The 15,622-nt window shown below is 63.1% G+C and carries 11 protein-coding genes; 5 read left to right on the top strand and 6 right to left on the bottom strand.

The genetic code is table 11. From position 1 onward, the window contains the following. Nucleotides 1-22 precede the first annotated feature (22 nt). Nucleotides 23-2,434, bottom strand: a complete 2,412-nt coding sequence (locus KY661_RS33575; protein WP_225414072.1) for a CBM96 family carbohydrate-binding protein — start codon at nucleotides 2,432-2,434, stop codon at nucleotides 23-25. A 195-nt stretch (nucleotides 2,435-2,629) separates the two neighbouring features. Here KY661_RS33575 and KY661_RS33570 point away from each other — a divergent pair, with 195 nt between their 5' ends. After that, the gene (locus KY661_RS33570; RefSeq protein ID WP_225414071.1) at nucleotides 2,630-2,887 is read left to right on the top strand and encodes a hypothetical protein; all 258 of its coding nucleotides are present in this window, start codon (nucleotides 2,630-2,632) and stop codon (nucleotides 2,885-2,887) included. Nucleotides 2,888-2,947: 60 nt separating this feature from the next. Here the strand turns inward: KY661_RS33570 and KY661_RS33565 are convergent, their stop codons facing one another. From KY661_RS33565 to hslV, 5 genes are all read right to left on the bottom strand, one after another. Then, entirely contained in the window at nucleotides 2,948-4,492 is a 1,545-nt protein-coding gene (locus KY661_RS33565) for an alpha/beta hydrolase-fold protein (protein ID WP_225414070.1), read from the bottom strand. A gap of 15 nt (nucleotides 4,493-4,507) precedes the next feature. Next, nucleotides 4,508-5,470, bottom strand: coding sequence for a J domain-containing protein (locus KY661_RS37450; RefSeq protein ID WP_263437579.1), 963 nt, complete (start codon nucleotides 5,468-5,470; stop codon nucleotides 4,508-4,510). Between the two features lie 39 nt (nucleotides 5,471-5,509). Then, nucleotides 5,510-6,727, bottom strand: coding sequence for an acetylornithine transaminase (locus tag KY661_RS33555; protein ID WP_398577284.1), 1,218 nt, complete (start codon nucleotides 6,725-6,727; stop codon nucleotides 5,510-5,512). A gap of 71 nt (nucleotides 6,728-6,798) precedes the next feature. Further along, nucleotides 6,799-8,196, bottom strand: a complete 1,398-nt coding sequence (hslU, locus tag KY661_RS33550; protein ID WP_317987322.1) for an ATP-dependent protease ATPase subunit HslU — start codon at nucleotides 8,194-8,196, stop codon at nucleotides 6,799-6,801. Nucleotides 8,197-8,207: 11 nt separating this feature from the next. Further along, nucleotides 8,208-8,735: an ATP-dependent protease subunit HslV gene (gene hslV, locus KY661_RS33545; RefSeq protein ID WP_225414068.1), complete on the bottom strand. Its 528-nt coding sequence runs from the start codon at nucleotides 8,733-8,735 to the stop codon at nucleotides 8,208-8,210. Nucleotides 8,736-8,982: 247 nt separating this feature from the next. Here hslV and KY661_RS33540 point away from each other — a divergent pair, with 247 nt between their 5' ends. The 4 genes from KY661_RS33540 (at nucleotide 8,983) to KY661_RS33525 (ending at nucleotide 14,792) form a co-directional block, all read left to right on the top strand. Then, a complete protein-coding gene (locus KY661_RS33540; protein ID WP_398577283.1) occupies nucleotides 8,983-9,498 on the top strand; it encodes a CAP domain-containing protein in 516 nt (171 codons plus the stop codon). A gap of 38 nt (nucleotides 9,499-9,536) precedes the next feature. Further along, on the top strand, nucleotides 9,537-10,316 hold the full coding sequence (locus tag KY661_RS33535) for a hypothetical protein (protein ID WP_225414066.1): 780 nt from the start codon (nucleotides 9,537-9,539) through the stop codon (nucleotides 10,314-10,316). Then, on the top strand, nucleotides 10,313-11,221 hold the full coding sequence (locus KY661_RS33530; protein WP_225414065.1) for a DUF3396 domain-containing protein: 909 nt from the start codon (nucleotides 10,313-10,315) through the stop codon (nucleotides 11,219-11,221). Before KY661_RS33535 ends, KY661_RS33530 begins: the two co-directional genes overlap by 4 nt. 1,321 nt (nucleotides 11,222-12,542) lie before the next feature. Continuing rightward, a complete protein-coding gene (locus KY661_RS33525; RefSeq protein ID WP_225414064.1) occupies nucleotides 12,543-14,792 on the top strand; it encodes an NACHT domain-containing protein in 2,250 nt (749 codons plus the stop codon). The last annotated feature ends 830 nt before the right edge of the window (nucleotides 14,793-15,622 follow it).

Genomic DNA, 15,622 nt, shown 5'->3' with positions numbered 1-15,622 from the left:
CCCGGCCCGTGCGCCGAAGGGGCTACGGGGCGAAGTGGAGCATCATCGCCCGGCCGCTGCCGTCCGCGTCCTCGGGGAACCCCTCGCCAAAGCCGCCGAAGTAGAGCCCCGTGAGCGAGATGCTCCGGTCAGGCGCCACCGAAAGCCCGTGGGCCCAGATGTAGCCCCCATGAGACTGCTGCTGGCTCCAGCGGTGCTCCCCACACGCCTGGCGGTACTTGGCGACGAAGAGCCCCTCGAAGGGATTGCCGGAGTTCGCCGCGGTGGTGAGCGTCCCCCCTCCGAAGTCGAGCGGTCCCCGGAATGTCCCCATCACCACCACGTCCCCCGCCGAATCGAAGGCCACCCCCCGGGTGAACGTGCCCTCCGCATTGCCCATCCACCGCCACCACCGGTCACTCCCATCCGGCTCCACGACCAGGAGGAAGCCACTGTACATGCCGGCGGAGTAACGCTGCTCCGAGCCGAGGCGGATCCACTGGGAGAAGGCGCCCACGCCCGCGATCGCCCCATCCGGAGCCACCGCGAGATCCAGGAAGCCCCGCTCGGCATAGGGATAGGAATCCGCGGGAATGGCCCGGGCCCAGGCCACCTGGCCGGACGGCAGGAGCTTCAGGAGGAACGGCGCGGCCGGATTCCCGGGGAACACGGTGGAGCCCACCGTCATCGTGCCCGAGTAGGAGCCGCCCACGACGGTCTCTCCGGAGGGACCCACGGCAATCGCCACGCCCCGGACGGCCTCCGTGGCGGAGAAGCGCTGGTCCCACAAGAGCGTGCCGGTGGCCGAGAACTTGAGCACCCGCAGCGTGGCCGGCGGAACGCCCTCCATCTCGCCCACCGCGAACACCTGTCCCTCGGCGTCGATGGCGGCATCGTGGAGGGGACCGCCCACGGCGTGGGCCCACAGCAGCGCGCCCTCAGGAGAGAACTTCGCTACGAACCCACCAGCGGCCACCACCCCCGCGCCCAGGTTCACGCCCGCGCTGGAGCTGCCCACCAGCGCGCTCTGGCCCGCGGCGTTCATCGCCACATCCGCGCCAAGCACCGAGCTGCCCGGCGCACCGAGCCCCTTGGACCAGAGGTGATTGCCTTGCGCGTCCTGCTTCACCAGCGCGACATCATTGTCGGAGAACGTCCCCGTACCCTGGTTGGGAAGCGGGCCCCCGCCAAAGTCCACACTTCCATCGTAGTAGGCAATGAGCACGCGATGGCCCTGGGCGTCCGTGGCCACGCCCTGGGCGCCTTGCTCCCCCGGCCCGCCCCACGATTGGCCCCCGCGAAAAGCGCCACTCACCGGACTGTCGCCCGGGGCGGGCGTGCAGGTGGCCCGCTCGGTCTTCACCACGAGCTGGGGCCGCCAGGCGGCATTCGGGTGCTCCCGGGAGGCAAAGGACATCCCGTCGCTGCCCTGGGGCATGAGCCCGAAGGAGACGGTGGGGCCGCCCAGGAACGCCGCGGTGACGTCCAGCTCCAGCCATTTGCCCCCCGCCACCGCCCCCGCCTGCAGGAAGGAGCCGGTACTGGCAACGGGCTCCAGGTCCGCGCCAATGGACGTCTCGGCCCAGTCCACGGAGGTGGTCCAGACCGAGGGGCCCTGCACGGCCCCCTTGAGGGCGAACAGCCGCAGCTTCGCGCTCACCACCTCCCCGCTCTGTCCCGGAAGCTCGAAGCGCAGGTAGCTGTCCATCCGGCTGGGGGCACCATCCACGCGCAGCTCGTGCGTGTTGAAGTTGACGTACGTGTGGTCGCTGTCCGTGTACGCATCCGCCACCGCGCCCACGGTGAAAGTCCCCCCGGGAAGGGGCGTTCCGCCGGGGGCCTGCGTCACCACGAGCTCAGGCGCGCGGGCGCCCGCCTCACGGGAGCGGAAATCGGCCCCGTCGGTGCCGGTGGGAATGAGCGCGAGCGAGACGGTGCCATTGCCGCTCACCAGCGGCGTCACATCCAGCTCCACCCACGTGTCGATGGGCACCGGCCCCGCCGTCACCACCGCCGAGCCCTGGCGGGCAGGACGGGTGGCCCAGGTCACCCCGTGCTCATTCCAGGTGGCGCCCGTGGCGTAGACGGCGGGCCCGTGAGAGGACGGGTTGGTGTTGAACACCCGCAGCTTCGCGCTCACTACGGGACGGGTCAGCCCCGTCACGGCGAAGCGCAGGTACGTCTCGCTTCGAGGCGACCCATCCACCTCGAGCAGCGGCGCACCTCCAAAGTTCGTGGAGGGCTTGGCCTCCTGCACGTGCGCATCGGATTCTGCGAAGAAGCGCATCGCGTTGCTGGCCACCGGGCTGGCGTCCTCCGGCAAGACGCGCATGTCGGGTGACGCGACACCTTCCGGACGGGGCACCTCGCCCTCCCCGTCCGCCGTTCCACACGCCACCGCTGTCCCCAGCAGGGCCATGATGAGCCCAACCCTTCCTCCACCCCACCGTCGCATGCCGGAGCCCTCCTTGGCTTCTACGTGAATAAGCCGCCATTCGGGCAGATTCAGCGAAGCTGTGGGTGCCCAGAGGTGCAGAGGCAATGCCACCTCCCGCACGTTGCCCCCTGAGAAGCCACGGCATCACCCAGGGAACGAAATTTCCCTAGAGGAGCAAGGGACGCGGGTACACGGTCCAGGGCGGTGCTCAGCATGGCCCCGGACACCCAGGGCGCGCCGCGTGAGAGCAAGCGCCCAGGCGCAACGCCCGGTGAGGCCCTTGCCGCGGAGGCCCAGGCACCCAAACGTCAGTGCATGAACCTTCTCGTCATTCTACTGGTCCTGGCGCTGTTGTTCGGTGGAGTTGGCCTCTTCGTCGAGGGGCTGAAGTGGCTGCTCATCATCTCGGCGGCCCTGTTCGTCGCGAGCCTCGTGAGCGGCGCGATGGGCCGCGGCCGCCTGCGAGCATAGACGTCCTGAAAGAAACCGGAGACGGAAGCCCCTGGGCCCCTGAAGCCCAGGGGCTTTCCCTCAGGGAACGAGGGGCGGCTGGGGATACAGGAACTGGAGGATGCCGCCGAAGCGGGCAGCCCACGCCGCTTCGTTGTGCTGGCCACCCTCCACCACGGTGTACTTCAGGTCCGTGTCCAGCACCCAGCCCTTGGCCACGAGCGCATCGCGCAGGGCCTGCGCGTCCTCGACTGTCTCCGTCGTGTCCTGCGAGCTGTCTCCCTCTTGGGTGCCGATGTCCTCCCAGATGCGCAACGGGAGCTTCGCGGGCAGCGCGTTCACCTGGGTGATGATGTTCTGATTTGCCCACCACACGGAGGGTGAGACAACGCCCAGCCGCGTGAAGGTACCGGGGTGTTTCATCCCCAGATACATGGAGACCAGGCCTCCCAGCGAGGAGCCCGCCAGGCCCGTGTACTGGCCTTCTGGCTTGGTGCGATAGGTGCTGTCGATCAGCGGCTTCAGCTCCTGCACGAGGAACTGGCCATACAGGTCCGCCCGTCCGGCATTGGGATAATTCTCGGCATGCTGGGGCGCCGCGGGCACCTGCGTGTATTCAGCAACGCGGTCCGCGGTGTTGTAGATGCCGACGATGATGAGCGGCTCCACGAGGCCGTCCTTCACAAGCTGCTCTGCCGTCTCGTCCACCCCCCACTCCCCCTGGAAGCCGGTGGAGGCATCCATGAGGTTCTGCCCATCGTGCATGTACAGCACCGGGTAGCGGCGTGTGGGGTTGTCCCTGTAATCCGGCGGTAGCCAGATGATGACCCTGCGCGGCTTCAGCGTGGCATCACTGGGCGTCACATCCAGGTACTCGATGAAGCCTGTGAGCTTCGACGGAGGCGGTACGCTCAGATCCGCCCAGTTCGCCACCGTGATGGCCACACGCTCGAACCCACCTCCCGTTGTGAGCGTCCGGTCGTTGAGCTCCTCTCCCTGGGGACCCTTTTCCACCTTGTCCCACGAGCCGCGCGTCACCTTGAAGGCCAGGAACCTGTCGGGCTCGAAGGACAGGATGAGGGCGTAGCTGTTGTCCACGGCCTTGTAGAGCTTCACCTTCCCGGGATCCCACTCGCCCAGCTCAGGCTGATTGCCGGCCAGATAGAGGGTGCTGTCAGGGGGCGTGTGTTCCGGCACCGCGACCACGAACACCGTCTGGGGCTGGGTGATGCCGGAGGGCGGTCCCCAGCGCTCCACGGACACGCCCACGGTCTGTGATTTCTTCGTCAGCGTGACGGTCTGCCCGGGCACCGGCTGGCCCGAGGCATCGAGCGCCACCTGTTCGGTGGGGGCACTCATCCACACGCGGTAGGTGAGCGCCTCATCCTTGGGCAGGCGCGTCTTGAGCGAGAACACCCGGCCGCCCTGGGAGACAAGCTCCAGCCCCTGCCCCGAGGAACCCCCGAGGCCCGGATCCGCTCCCTGGAGCCGCAGGACGGCATCCGCGGGCGTCTCCGGGGGCACCGTCACCTCGAACAGAACGTCCGACTCGGAATCACAGCCCGCCAGCACCCCCAGGGTGAAGGCCAGGAGCAACGGCAACCGATGGCGCAAGAGAGGTCCCATGGGGACCATTATGGCTCAGAACGGCCAGCGCGCCTTGCGCAGCAGGGCGCTGGCCTCGGCGTTCTTCGGGTCCAGCTTCAGCACCTCCTCCAGGTGGCGCTTGGCGATGTTCCCGGCCTTCCCGTCCATCAGGACCTGGGCCAGCAGCAACCGTTGGGGGATCCGGTCCGGCGCCAGGTCCACCGCCCGCTGCGCGTGGACGCGCTGCTCGTTCCAGTCCACCCCAAGCGTCCGGGAGGCCCGGGCGGCCCGGAAGGCGGCCTCCGCATGCTGGGAATCCAGACCACAGGCCTTCCGGTAGAACTCCAGGGCCGAGGAGAGATTTCCCTGCTTCTCCAGCTCCAGCCCCTGCTCGAACTCCCGCTGGCCCCGCTGTGCGTCATTCCGCCGGCGGACCTCGCCCAGGAGCGTGGATGCCTCGCGGTTCTTCGCGTCCACCGCCAGGGCCTGGTTCAGGTCCTTGGTGGCCTGCTCGAAGTCCCCCCGCTCTAGGGCCGCCTTGCCCCGCGTCAGCAGATCGGTGACCCGGTGGGTATGCGCCAGGTACGGGTGGCGGGAGAGCCGGGACTGGCGCTCGGCCCGCCGCGCCTCATCCAGGGGTGACGGGGCCGCCGTGGGAGGGGCCGGCGTGGGCGCCGGAGAGGGCGGACGCGCGGGGGAGACCGGGGCTGCCCCGGACAACTGCGGGTGCTCCCGGAGGTAGGCCGCACGGCGCTCGGGATGGGTGAGAACGGAGTGGGCCTCGGACACACGCCGGAAGATGCGCTCGATGCGTGCCCGGAAGGTGCCCAGGTTCTTTCCGCCGAAGCGGTCCGGATGGTAGCGCTTCGAGAGTTCGAGGAAGGCCTGCTTCACCTCATCGGCCGGCGCCCCTGGGCGCAGCCCCAACTGGGTGAAGTAGTCCTGGCCTTCCTGCTTCCGCTCGAACTCGATGATCTCTTTCTGAAGCTCGGGCGGAAGGTCCACCAACTCAGGCATCTCTGTGGCTCCTCGGTGGGGCCGAAGCCCCGGTGTGGCTCAGGCGGGGGTGAGCACCCGCTCGAGGATTCGCAGGCCTTCATCCAACTCTTCCCGGGTCACCGTGAACGCGGGAGCAAAACGAAGGGTCTTCTCACCCGCGGCATTCAACAGCAGCCCCTGCTCGCGGCAGCGGGTGACGATGGGGGCGGCCTCCTGGTGGAGCTCGATGCCGGCGAGCAACCCCCGGCCGCGCACGTCCTGGATGAGGGTGGGCAGGCGGGCCTGGAGCTCCCGGCCCCGGGCCAGGAAGTACTCGCCCTTCTCCGCCACCTCGCGGAGCATCTGCGGCTCGCGGATGAGGCGGACCACGACGTTGGCGGCGGTGGCGGACACGAGGTTGCCGCCAAAGGTGGAGCCGTGCGTCCCGGAAGGCAGGCTCTTGGCCGTCTCTTCCGAGCAGAGCATCGCCCCGATGGGCAGCCCGTTGCCAAGCGCCTTCGCCAGGCTGATGGCATCCGGCTGGATGCCGTCGTGCTGGAAGGCGAAGAGCTTGCCGGTGCGGCCCATGCCCGTCTGCACCTCGTCCACGAGCAGCAGGAGGCCCTTCTCGTCACACAACGCACGCAGGGCCTTGAGGAAGCCCGGAGGCGCGGCGCGCACCCCACCCTCGCCCTGCACGGGCTCCACCAGGATGGCGGCCGTCTGGGGGCCCACGCGCTGGCGCACCGCCTCCAGGTTGCCGTACGGGACGTGCTGGAAGCCCGCGGGCAGCGGCTCGAAGCCCTTCTGGTACTTGGCCTGGCCGGTGGCGGTGACGGTGGCCAGCGTGCGGCCGTGGAAGGAGTTCTCGAACGTGATCACTTCGAAGCGCTCGGGGTGGCCCCGGTCCTTCATCACCCGGCGCGCCAGCTTGAGGAGCGCCTCGTTGGCCTCCGCCCCCGAGTTGCAGAAGAAGGCGCGCGGCAGCCCCGAGAGCGCGGTGAGCTGGGCGGCCAGCTCGATCTGCGGCTCCGAGTAGAAGGCGTTGGAGACGTGCCACAAGGTCTCCACCTGCGCCTTCACGGCGGCCACGACTTCGGGGTGGCAGTGCCCGAGCGCGCACGTGGCGATTCCGCCCAGCAGATCCAGATACGAGCGCCCATCGGCATCCCACACGCGCGAGCCACGGCCCCGGACCAAGACGATGGGCTGCTGCTTGTAGTTCTGCAGCAGGTGGGCCTTGGCCTTCTCGATCCACACGCCACTCGAAGCCTGCGAGGAGGTCGGCGCCGGAATGGCGGGGGTGAGCTCGGGATCGGGAGTCTGCAAGTCGGTTCCTCTCAGAGGACGGCGCGAAGCCGCCAAGGCTACAGGATATAGCGCGAGAGATCTTCGTCTTGAACGATGGAGGCGAGCCGCTCCCGGACATAGGCGGCATCGATTTTCAGGGCCCGCTGCCCCATCTCGCTGGCGCCGAAGGACACCTCATCCAGCATCCGCTCCAGCACCGTGTGCAGCCGCCGGGCCCCGATGTTCTGCGTGCGCTCGTTGGCCAGCTGGGCGATGCGGGCGATCTCCTCCACGGCGTCGTCCGTGAACTCCAGCTCCACGCCCTCGGTGGACAGCAGCGCGGTGTACTGGCGGATGAGCGAATTGCGCGGCTCGCGGAGAATGCGCACCAGGTCCTGCCCGCTCAGCGGCTCCAGCTCCACGCGGATGGGGAAGCGGCCCTGGAGCTCGGGGATGAGATCGCTCGGCTTGGAGACGTGGAAGGCCCCCGCGGCGATGAAGAGCATGTGGTCGGTCTTCACCTGGCCGTACTTGGTGTTGATGGTGGAGCCCTCGACGATGGGCAGGATGTCGCGCTGGACGCCCTCGCGGGAGACATCCGGCCCCGAGCCCTTCCCGCCGCCGTCCCGGCTGGCGATCTTGTCGATCTCGTCGATGAAGATGATGCCGCTGGACTCGGCGCGGACGAGCGCGTCGCGCGTCACCCGCTCGGTGTCCACCAGCTTCGCGGCCTCCTCTTGCTGGAGGAGCCGCAGGGCCTCGGGGACGCGGACCTTGCGGCGCCGGGTGCGGTTCATCCCCGGCATGTTCTTGAACAGATCCTGGAGGTTGACGCCCACCTCCTCCATGCCGTGGCCGGTGAAGTTGCGCAGGAACGTGGGGGCGGAGTCCGAGGTCTCCACGTCCACCTCCTGGTCATCCAGCGTGCCGGCGCGCAGCTGGGCGCGCAGCTTCTCGCGCTCCTGCTCGCCCAGCCGGGACGGAGAGGCCGCCGGTGGGGGCGTGAAGCCGAAGGGCGGCGGAGGGGGCGTCTGCTTCGGCCCATGGCCGGAGAGCATCTCCACCAGGCGGTCCTCGGCCAGCTCCAGGGCGCGGGGCTTCACCTTCTCGGTCTCCTCTTCGCGCACCAGCGCGATGGCCGCCTCGACCAGGTCGCGCACCATGGACTCCACGTCGCGGCCGACGTAGCCCACCTCGGTGAACTTGGAGGCCTCCACCTTGACGAAGGGGGCCTGGGCGAGCTTGGCCAGCCGCCGGGCGATCTCCGTCTTCCCCACGCCGGTGGGGCCGATCATGATGATGTTCTTCGGGTGGATCTCCTCGCGGAGATCCTCCGCGACGCGCTGGCGGCGCCAGCGGTTGCGCAGGGCGATGGCGACGGCGCGCTTGGCGGCGGTCTGCCCGACGATGTAGCGGTCCAGCTCACTGACCACCTCGCGGGGCGTGAAGGCGGGCATCTTTCGGTTCTCGGGCACGGGCAGGGCTCCTAGAGCTCTTCGAAGGTGACGTGCGAGTTGGTGTAGACGCAGATGTCCGCGGCGATGGCCATGGCGTGCGTGGCGACCTCCCGGGCGGACAGAGTGGTGTGGCTCTGCAGGGCCCGGGCGGCGGCCAGGGCATAGTGGCCCCCGCTGCCCACGGCGGCGATGCCGTGGTCGGGCTCGATGACGTCGCCCGCGCCGGAGAGGATGAAGGTCTTCTCGCGGTCGGCGACGATGAGCAGGGCCTCCAGGCGACGGAGGAAGCGGTCGGTGCGCCAGTCCTTGCCGAGCTCCACGCAGGCGCGGGCAAGGTTCTTCTGGTGCTCCTTGAGCTTGGCCTCGAAGCGCTCGAACAAGGTGAAGGCATCGGCGGTGCTGCCCGCGAAGCCGGCGAGGACGTTGCCCTCGCCGATGCGGCGCACCTTCTTGGCCGAGTTCTTCATGATGGTCTTGTCGAGGCTGACCTGCCCATCACCCGCGATGACGACTTTCCCCTCGCGGCGCACGCAAAGGATGGTGGTGCCATGGAACATGAGAACGTGTTTAACAAGGCGAGCGCCGGGTTTCCAAGGAAGACCGCCGGGCTGTCCGCCCTCTTACTTTCGCTACTCGGAAGGGACAGCCTGCCTGTGAAGACAGGGGCGTGATTTCCGGCAGGCCGATGAGAATGATGGGGCCATGCGCCCCATTCTCTCCCGCCCCCTGTCCCTGACCTGCCTCCTCGGATGCCTTGCGGCGTGCGGAGCGAGCGCGAAGGAGAAGCGTCAGGAGACCACCGTAGTGACCCGGACGGTCAGGACTCCGCCCGCCGCGCCCGCGCCGAAGAGCAGCCCGCCGCCCAACGCGTTCGCGCGAGACATGCTGGAGACGCACAACCAGGCGCGGGCCACGGCGCGGCCGGTGCCCAAGCCTCCCCTGCCCCCGCTGCAGTGGTCGGCGGAGGCCGCGAAGCAGGCCGAGTCCTGGGCGAAGCAGTGCACGTTCGAGCACAACCCGGACCGGGGCCCCTTCGGGGAGAACCTGGCGGCGGCCACGCCGGGGGCCTGGAAGACGCCGGAGGTGGTGAAGAGCTGGAACGCGGAGGTGGCCGACTACAACTTCAGCCGGAACACCTGCGCGAAGGGCAAGATGTGCGGCCACTACACGCAAGTCGTCTGGCGGAACACCTCGCACGTGGGCTGCGCGAAGCGCACGTGCACGAAGAACTCACCGTTCGGCAAGGACTTCCCCACCTGGGACTTGTGGGTGTGCAACTACGCGCCGCCGGGGAACGTGGTGGGCCAGAAGCCGTACTGAGAGGCTGGAGTGGCCTCAGCGCGGTAAGATGGCGGCCCATGCGCTTGAGCCTCGTGGGATTGCTGACCGGCATCGTCCTCTCCGCATGCACGACGGCGGCCTCCGCGCGACGCGGTCCACGCACGTACGCATGGAGCACCGACTCCCCCTCAAACGCGTGCCGGGTCAATCCCGCCTACTGCACCGCCATGGGGATGACTCGCAAGGAAGCAGCCGAAGCCGGGCTCTCCATCGCGGCGGCGCTCAAGACCTTGAACCCGGAGGAGACGCTCGAACTCCATCAACTCTTGCACGAATGCGCGAAATGGGCGGATGACGAAGTCAACCAGCGGCGATTGGCAGGACAACGCCCCACCCACCAGCAGTGCCAAGAGCTGATTCAAGACGCACAAGGGAAACAAGCAGCACGAGCCGTCGTCTTCGGAATCGAAAAGCACGAGGCTGCCCTTCAGTGCGCTCAAGAGAAACTGGGAAAGTTGCGCCCGGGGAGATTCAGCCTCCAGCAACGCTACGGTTACGACAGAGAAACAGAGCGGGTCTGGCTGATCAGCGAGGCCCAAGCTCAGAAGCTGCTTCGCCAAGGCCAAGGGAAGGCATTGAGAGGGACCCTCATCCCCGATGTCATCATCCACACGGGCCATGCGCTCCAGATTCTGGCCGTCTATGACTTCAAGTTTCCCTGTCCAGGAAGCAACGAGGCCCGCTGGAACCTTTACCCCCCAGGGCACGTATATGAATCCAATCTTCAAGGGGAAATTTACGAGGAAGCCTTTGGAATACCGCCTTTCCGTGCATCGCCAGTTTGGGGAATCCAATGAGCAGTCATTATCCAAAGATTCGTATTCTTGCCCAGAACGGCGAACTGCTGATTCGAGAAGGGCTTGACATCTGCTTTTACATCAACCGCCCCCATCGAGAGATAGCACAAGCCGTCATGCGCTCCCTGGAGACGTACATCCAGTTTGTAGGTCCACAAGCCTTGACGTGGTATGCGGACATGAACGGCAACATGCAGGAGCTAGACAATAAAAACTGGGATCGAATCCGAACCGAACTGCTCACCGAAAGAAGTGCCTACCAATGCCTGAGGGATGGCCCCGGCGGAATCGGCGAGTTTCAATTTGAGTATTACGGCAAATCACAAGAGCCCCCTCACCGTATAGGCAGGGACAAGCCGGTATGCGTTGCCTCGTTCTGGCTTTCGACAGAGTATCTGGAGAAACATGGCGCTGCGCGAGTGCGTGAGCTTGCATTGGCCATAGCAAATCCACTCCCCTTCAACTCAGGCCATGCGAGCCTTTCCTTCAACGCATTCCTCGACCTGATCGGGGTCTCTGGAGAACTCCGCCGGTGGTGCTTCCGCTATCCGGGCTTGGACATCACACGCCTTGGCAGTCTCTCTAGAGAGATTGGCACCCGTGTCAAAGGGGCTTATTGGCTCACGTTTCTGGGTCGACCCGTTTTGGATGAACTGGGTGGAGCGGTGGGCCTTCGGGGTCTTTTGAAATCACCAGACACTGACGTCCAACCCTTGGATTCAGCACGGGTTGTGATCACACTCGGCCAGTTCCCAGAGGCGGGAGATACCGAACAAGGCAACACCCTGCCACAATACCGTGAGTTGGCACGTGTGCTGGAGCCTTGGCTGTATCAGCACCGGATCCGCTTCGGCGACTTCACCGAGGCAGAAACCCGCCGCTGGGAGCGGCGCTTCCTCGACTGACGGACTCTGAATCAATCTTTCCCAAAACCAATTCAATCAATCCCTGCAAGAAGCCTCGGGCGGACCCAACCGAAGCGGATCCCAAACGTACTCTTCAGTAGGAATCAGCTTCATGCTGGCCGTACCTGAGAAGCCATTGGGAAACCCCTTCCGCAGCCTATGGTTCATCCGAAGTGTTGGGCCGCTCGGGCGCAATCACTGGCACATAACAGAAACCCTTCCATTCGTACCCCTCATTTCCACAAGGGGGAGTGACCGTTCCAACCTGCACCCAGCAGGCCTTGCTAACCTCCACTTCCCACTTCGGACGGCAAGGCGCTCGTTTCTGTCCTTTGAGCGGTCCCTTTGGCATATCAAGTGCCACGCCCTGCCAAGAATCTCCCAGCTCGGCGTAACCCAGTCTGGTGGTGGGCGCTATCTCCACGGACGCATCCGCCACCCCTACCCTTCCTGCGTCTTCCAAACCTGCCTCGGATCCGAATGTCCAAGAGTCATTGGGAATGTATCGCGCAACGGGCGCCATCAAAAGGCAAGCCAGCAGCGCAGTTCCAATCTGAATGCACCGAGTTAGCATTAGGGTTCATCCGAGGTGTTGGGCCGCTCGGGCGCGAGCACTGGCACATAACAGAAGCCCTTCCACTCGTACCAATCATTGCCACAAGATGGAGGCGTTCCGACCTGCACCCAGCAAGCTCTACTGATTTCTACTTCCCCCTTTGGACGGCAAGGCGCCCGCTTCTGTCCTTTGAGCGGCCCCTTGGGCATGTCGAGTGCCACGCTCTGCCAAGAATTTCTCCTCTCGACATCATCCAGTCTCGCAATAAGCACCGTTTCTACGGCCGCATCTGCCAACCCGACCCTTCCTGCGTCTTCCTGGCATGCATCCGCCATGGGCATCAATGCTCCATCAGGGATGTATCGCGAGGAAAGGGCCACAAGGAGGTAAGCCAGCAGCACCACCCCCGCCGGAACGATCAAGGCCAGCCCCCTCCAGGGGGGCGCTGTATTGAATGGAGATAACACAGGAATGGTGGGCGCCGAGTGCTCCACCGGGCCGTTCAAGGGAAGGTCCGCGGCCATCCCCGCCCCCACTGCGGCCTGTTCCAATACCTTGGCCCTCATGGGAGCTTCTCCCCACTTCTCGGGCACGTCCGCCAGCATCCTTTCGATGAACCCCGACAGCTCCGCGCTCACCCGCTGACAGCGGTTCATTCCACACATCACTTTATTCAAAGGCTCTGGTACTGTAGCGTTCAAACCCTCAAGGCCACTCAAACCCTTGAGCAGATCCCCACAACGCATACGCCATCTACTCATTCATATGCCCACCAAGATCGAAGAGAAATTGCAGGAACAAACGGCGGCAACTGCCTTCCAGCTTGTTTGGACAGCAGTCAAAGGCATAGGGGCCTCCATCGTCGAGCAAGAGGCAATTCAAAAGGGAATGAAGGCCTACGCAAACAACTTTTTGGAAAGATTTGGCCAAGTCAAGATCTTAGGCATGGCAGAAGCCGTTCCTTTGCGCGAAATATATACTGCGGCCCAAGTTATCTCTCCGAACGTTCTAAGCAGGTTTCGCTCTACCATTCAACTTCAAGAAATAATATCTCCGCGCCAAATTCATGCTCGACGCTTTAGCGACCTTGAACTTGAAGAAGCGCTTTTCGAACAGGATCGTCGCGGGCTGTCCTGGATTAATCACGACGAACCACGCCGTCCATGCTTGGACTTAGCAAACAAGGAACGATTTCTCAATGTCCTTGGCGCTCCAGGCGCAGGAAAAACAACATTCTTACGCAGACTCGGTCTAGAGGCCCTGCTACCTAGGCGCTCTTGGAATAACTCCATACGAACCTCACTGGGGCTCAAAGCCGGCTTGGACGATAGCGAATTCAGCCACTACACCCACGACTGCATTCCCATTATCATTGAACTGCAGCGATTTAAAACTGAAGACGTTGATCTCTTAAAATTAATCCGTTCTGAGCTAGCTTCATGTGGATTGCCAGAATCGGAAAAACTGGTCGAAACCTTGCTCTCCGACGGTCACTGCCTTCTTCTTCTGGACGGCCTTGACGAAGTTCCTAGAGACAAGCTGGATATGGCCATTTCCCACATACATGACTTTATCTCGCGAAATAACCGCAACCGCTTTGTCATGTCGTGCCGCGCTGCCTTCTATAGAGATTACTTTCCTAGATTCAAAGATGTAATTTTGGCAGAATTCGATAGCGCCCAAATAGAAAACTTTGTTCGCAATTGGTTCCACTCTGAGCGAGACCGCCAAGCCGGTATTGCCGATGGCTTCTTGGGTTTGCTCAACAGCCCTGCTCATTTTGCAGCCAAAGAACTCGCATCCACCCCCCTCTTGCTAACATTCCTGTGCCTTACATACGACGATCGACTATCGCTTCCTGCGAACCGGAGCACTCTTTATGGAAAGGCTTTGGATATTTTGCTTGAACGATGGTCAGCATCAAAACGAGTACACAATGAACCTATCTATCGCGAATTGACCGCTGAACTAGAAGTACAAATGTTGTCCGAAATCGCAGTTCATGGCTTTCGAGAAAACAAATACTTCTTCTCCAAAAGAGAGTTAAGCACTCTAATCGGGGTCTTCCTTCGCAATGAACTGAATGCCCCCAAGCATCTGGATACCAGCACAATCCTTGAGGCCATAGAAGTACAACAGGGCCTACTCATGCGGCGGGCACAAGACGCGTATTCTTTTTCACACCTAACTCTTCAGGAATACTTAACAGCAGCATGGCACACATCCAACAACCAACTCGACAGCCTAGTCCAAGAACACATGATGGATGCTCGCTGGAGAGAGGTTATCATCTTAGCAGCAGGGCTTGTTGGGAAAGCAGATAATCTTTTACGCAAAATGATTGCAACCATCAGCAACCTCATTCCCCCTCGCGAACATGAGCTTGCTCTTCTGATTCAATGGGCAAATGACGCCGTACCCCCCTCTGATGACCCTATCAAAGATGCTGCGGCACGCACACTAGCTTTGGCACTTGCGTCGGGACGATCTTATGCAGCCGATTCAGCACTCAATCTCGCCGGAGAACTTGATTCCGACAAAGTCTTTGAAGGCGTGAATCAAATTATTCGACGCTACGCACAAGTTGGAGGCAGCTTACTTGATTCAGCGCACGGACAGAGGTTTACTGACTATACGAACTCTCGCCTCAGCCTTAAGCGTTATATTGCAAGCGCGGCGCTTCCCTTGGCAACCTCTCTTCATGCTTCTCCCTTATTTCGGGGCACATGGGATAATACAATCACTGAATTGAACCACATAAAAGACTCGGCGGTCCAAATCTCCTCTGTTGAGGCACTGCAAAGAGTATTGCATCGAGCACACGAGCTTCCACTCGACTCCATGCAATTGCCTCCAAAGCTCAGGTTTCTCAAAAAAAGCTCTCGGCGGTTATTAGACGAATACATGAGAGCTTGTCTCCTTCTTGTGTCCTGCAAGAGCGCAGCCACAAGCGTCAGCAGAGTGACTTGGCAATCAATCTGTTTACGAATCGCTGCTCCTGTCAAAAGCGCATAGCACTCGCCAACAAAGTATCGCTTCTGAGCAGACTTTACCTCTTGGCAAATGCTTCGATTCTTAGTTCGAGTTTCGCACTTTTTAGAGAAGCCAAATGGACGGCACTCCGAGGGGGTGTGTGGCTCCCGAGGGCATACCAGGAGAATTTCGGAGGACCTATGGATCACCAAGGTTCGCAGAAACTCCTCCGCAGGGCCCGCGCCTGACCCCGATGTGGCATCTTCGCTGGCATGGGGGCCGCTCACGCGATGGCGTAACGCGTTCGCATCTGCGGGATCTCCAGAGGGAAGAAACCTCCCTTGCACGAGCACTACCCCTGGGTGAGCAAGCCCTCAAGGCCACGTCCCATGCTTGCCTCCCATGAAGCCGTCCAAATGAAGCCGTCCAAAAAGTGCGAAACTCGAACTTAACTACTCGGCCGTTTCTTTCGCACTCAAGGTTGCCTTCTTCCTCCTCGGAGTAGTCAGAGCAGATTCTCAGAGAGGTATTTCCGTTTAGGAACTGCGCAAGAATAAGTTTTCAGGATAGGGATTTTTTCCGGGCTGGGTGGTCTCTCCCAGAGCAAAATCTGTTCCTGCCCGGCTCCATTAGCGCTGATTTCCCATGCATTTTTCTATTCAGGGCTCTATTCAATCAGGGCCATGGATGCCAGAGAGCTCCTCCAATGCGATGGCTGGACACCTTCGGACAGCTCATCGGCAACACCGACCGCACTTCGGAAATCTCTCCTTCTTCAAGGTTGGGCCGTGAGGACCACCCCTTTCAAGGTGATGGAGGAGGAAGGCAGCAGGAGGGGTTGGCGAGAGGGGAAGCGGTGGCTTGAGAGGACA

It is taken from the genome of Allostigmatella hybrida, from assembly GCF_020103775.1.
Lineage (GTDB): Bacteria > Myxococcota > Myxococcia > Myxococcales > Myxococcaceae > Hyalangium > Hyalangium aurantiaca.
Note: the sequence above shows the minus strand (reverse complement) of the source record. Positions and strands in the feature narration are given on the sequence as shown.

Bases quoted from the DNA above. Each gene is read 5' to 3' on its own strand.
- KY661_RS33575 (WP_225414072.1), bottom strand. From the start codon at position 2,434: ATGCGACGGTGGGGTGGAGGAAGGGTTGGGCTCATCATGGCCCTGCTG.
- KY661_RS33570 (WP_225414071.1), top strand. From the start codon at position 2,630: ATGGCCCCGGACACCCAGGGCGCGCCGCGTGAGAGCAAGCGCCCAGGC.
- KY661_RS33565 (WP_225414070.1), bottom strand. From the start codon at position 4,492: ATGGGACCTCTCTTGCGCCATCGGTTGCCGTTGCTCCTGGCCTTCACC.
- KY661_RS37450 (WP_263437579.1), bottom strand. From the start codon at position 5,470: ATGCCTGAGTTGGTGGACCTTCCGCCCGAGCTTCAGAAAGAGATCATC.
- hslV (WP_225414068.1), bottom strand. From the start codon at position 8,735: ATGTTCCATGGCACCACCATCCTTTGCGTGCGCCGCGAGGGGAAAGTC.
- KY661_RS33535 (WP_225414066.1), top strand. From the start codon at position 9,537: ATGCGCTTGAGCCTCGTGGGATTGCTGACCGGCATCGTCCTCTCCGCA.
- KY661_RS33530 (WP_225414065.1), top strand. From the start codon at position 10,313: ATGAGCAGTCATTATCCAAAGATTCGTATTCTTGCCCAGAACGGCGAA.
- KY661_RS33525 (WP_225414064.1), top strand. From the start codon at position 12,543: ATGCCCACCAAGATCGAAGAGAAATTGCAGGAACAAACGGCGGCAACT.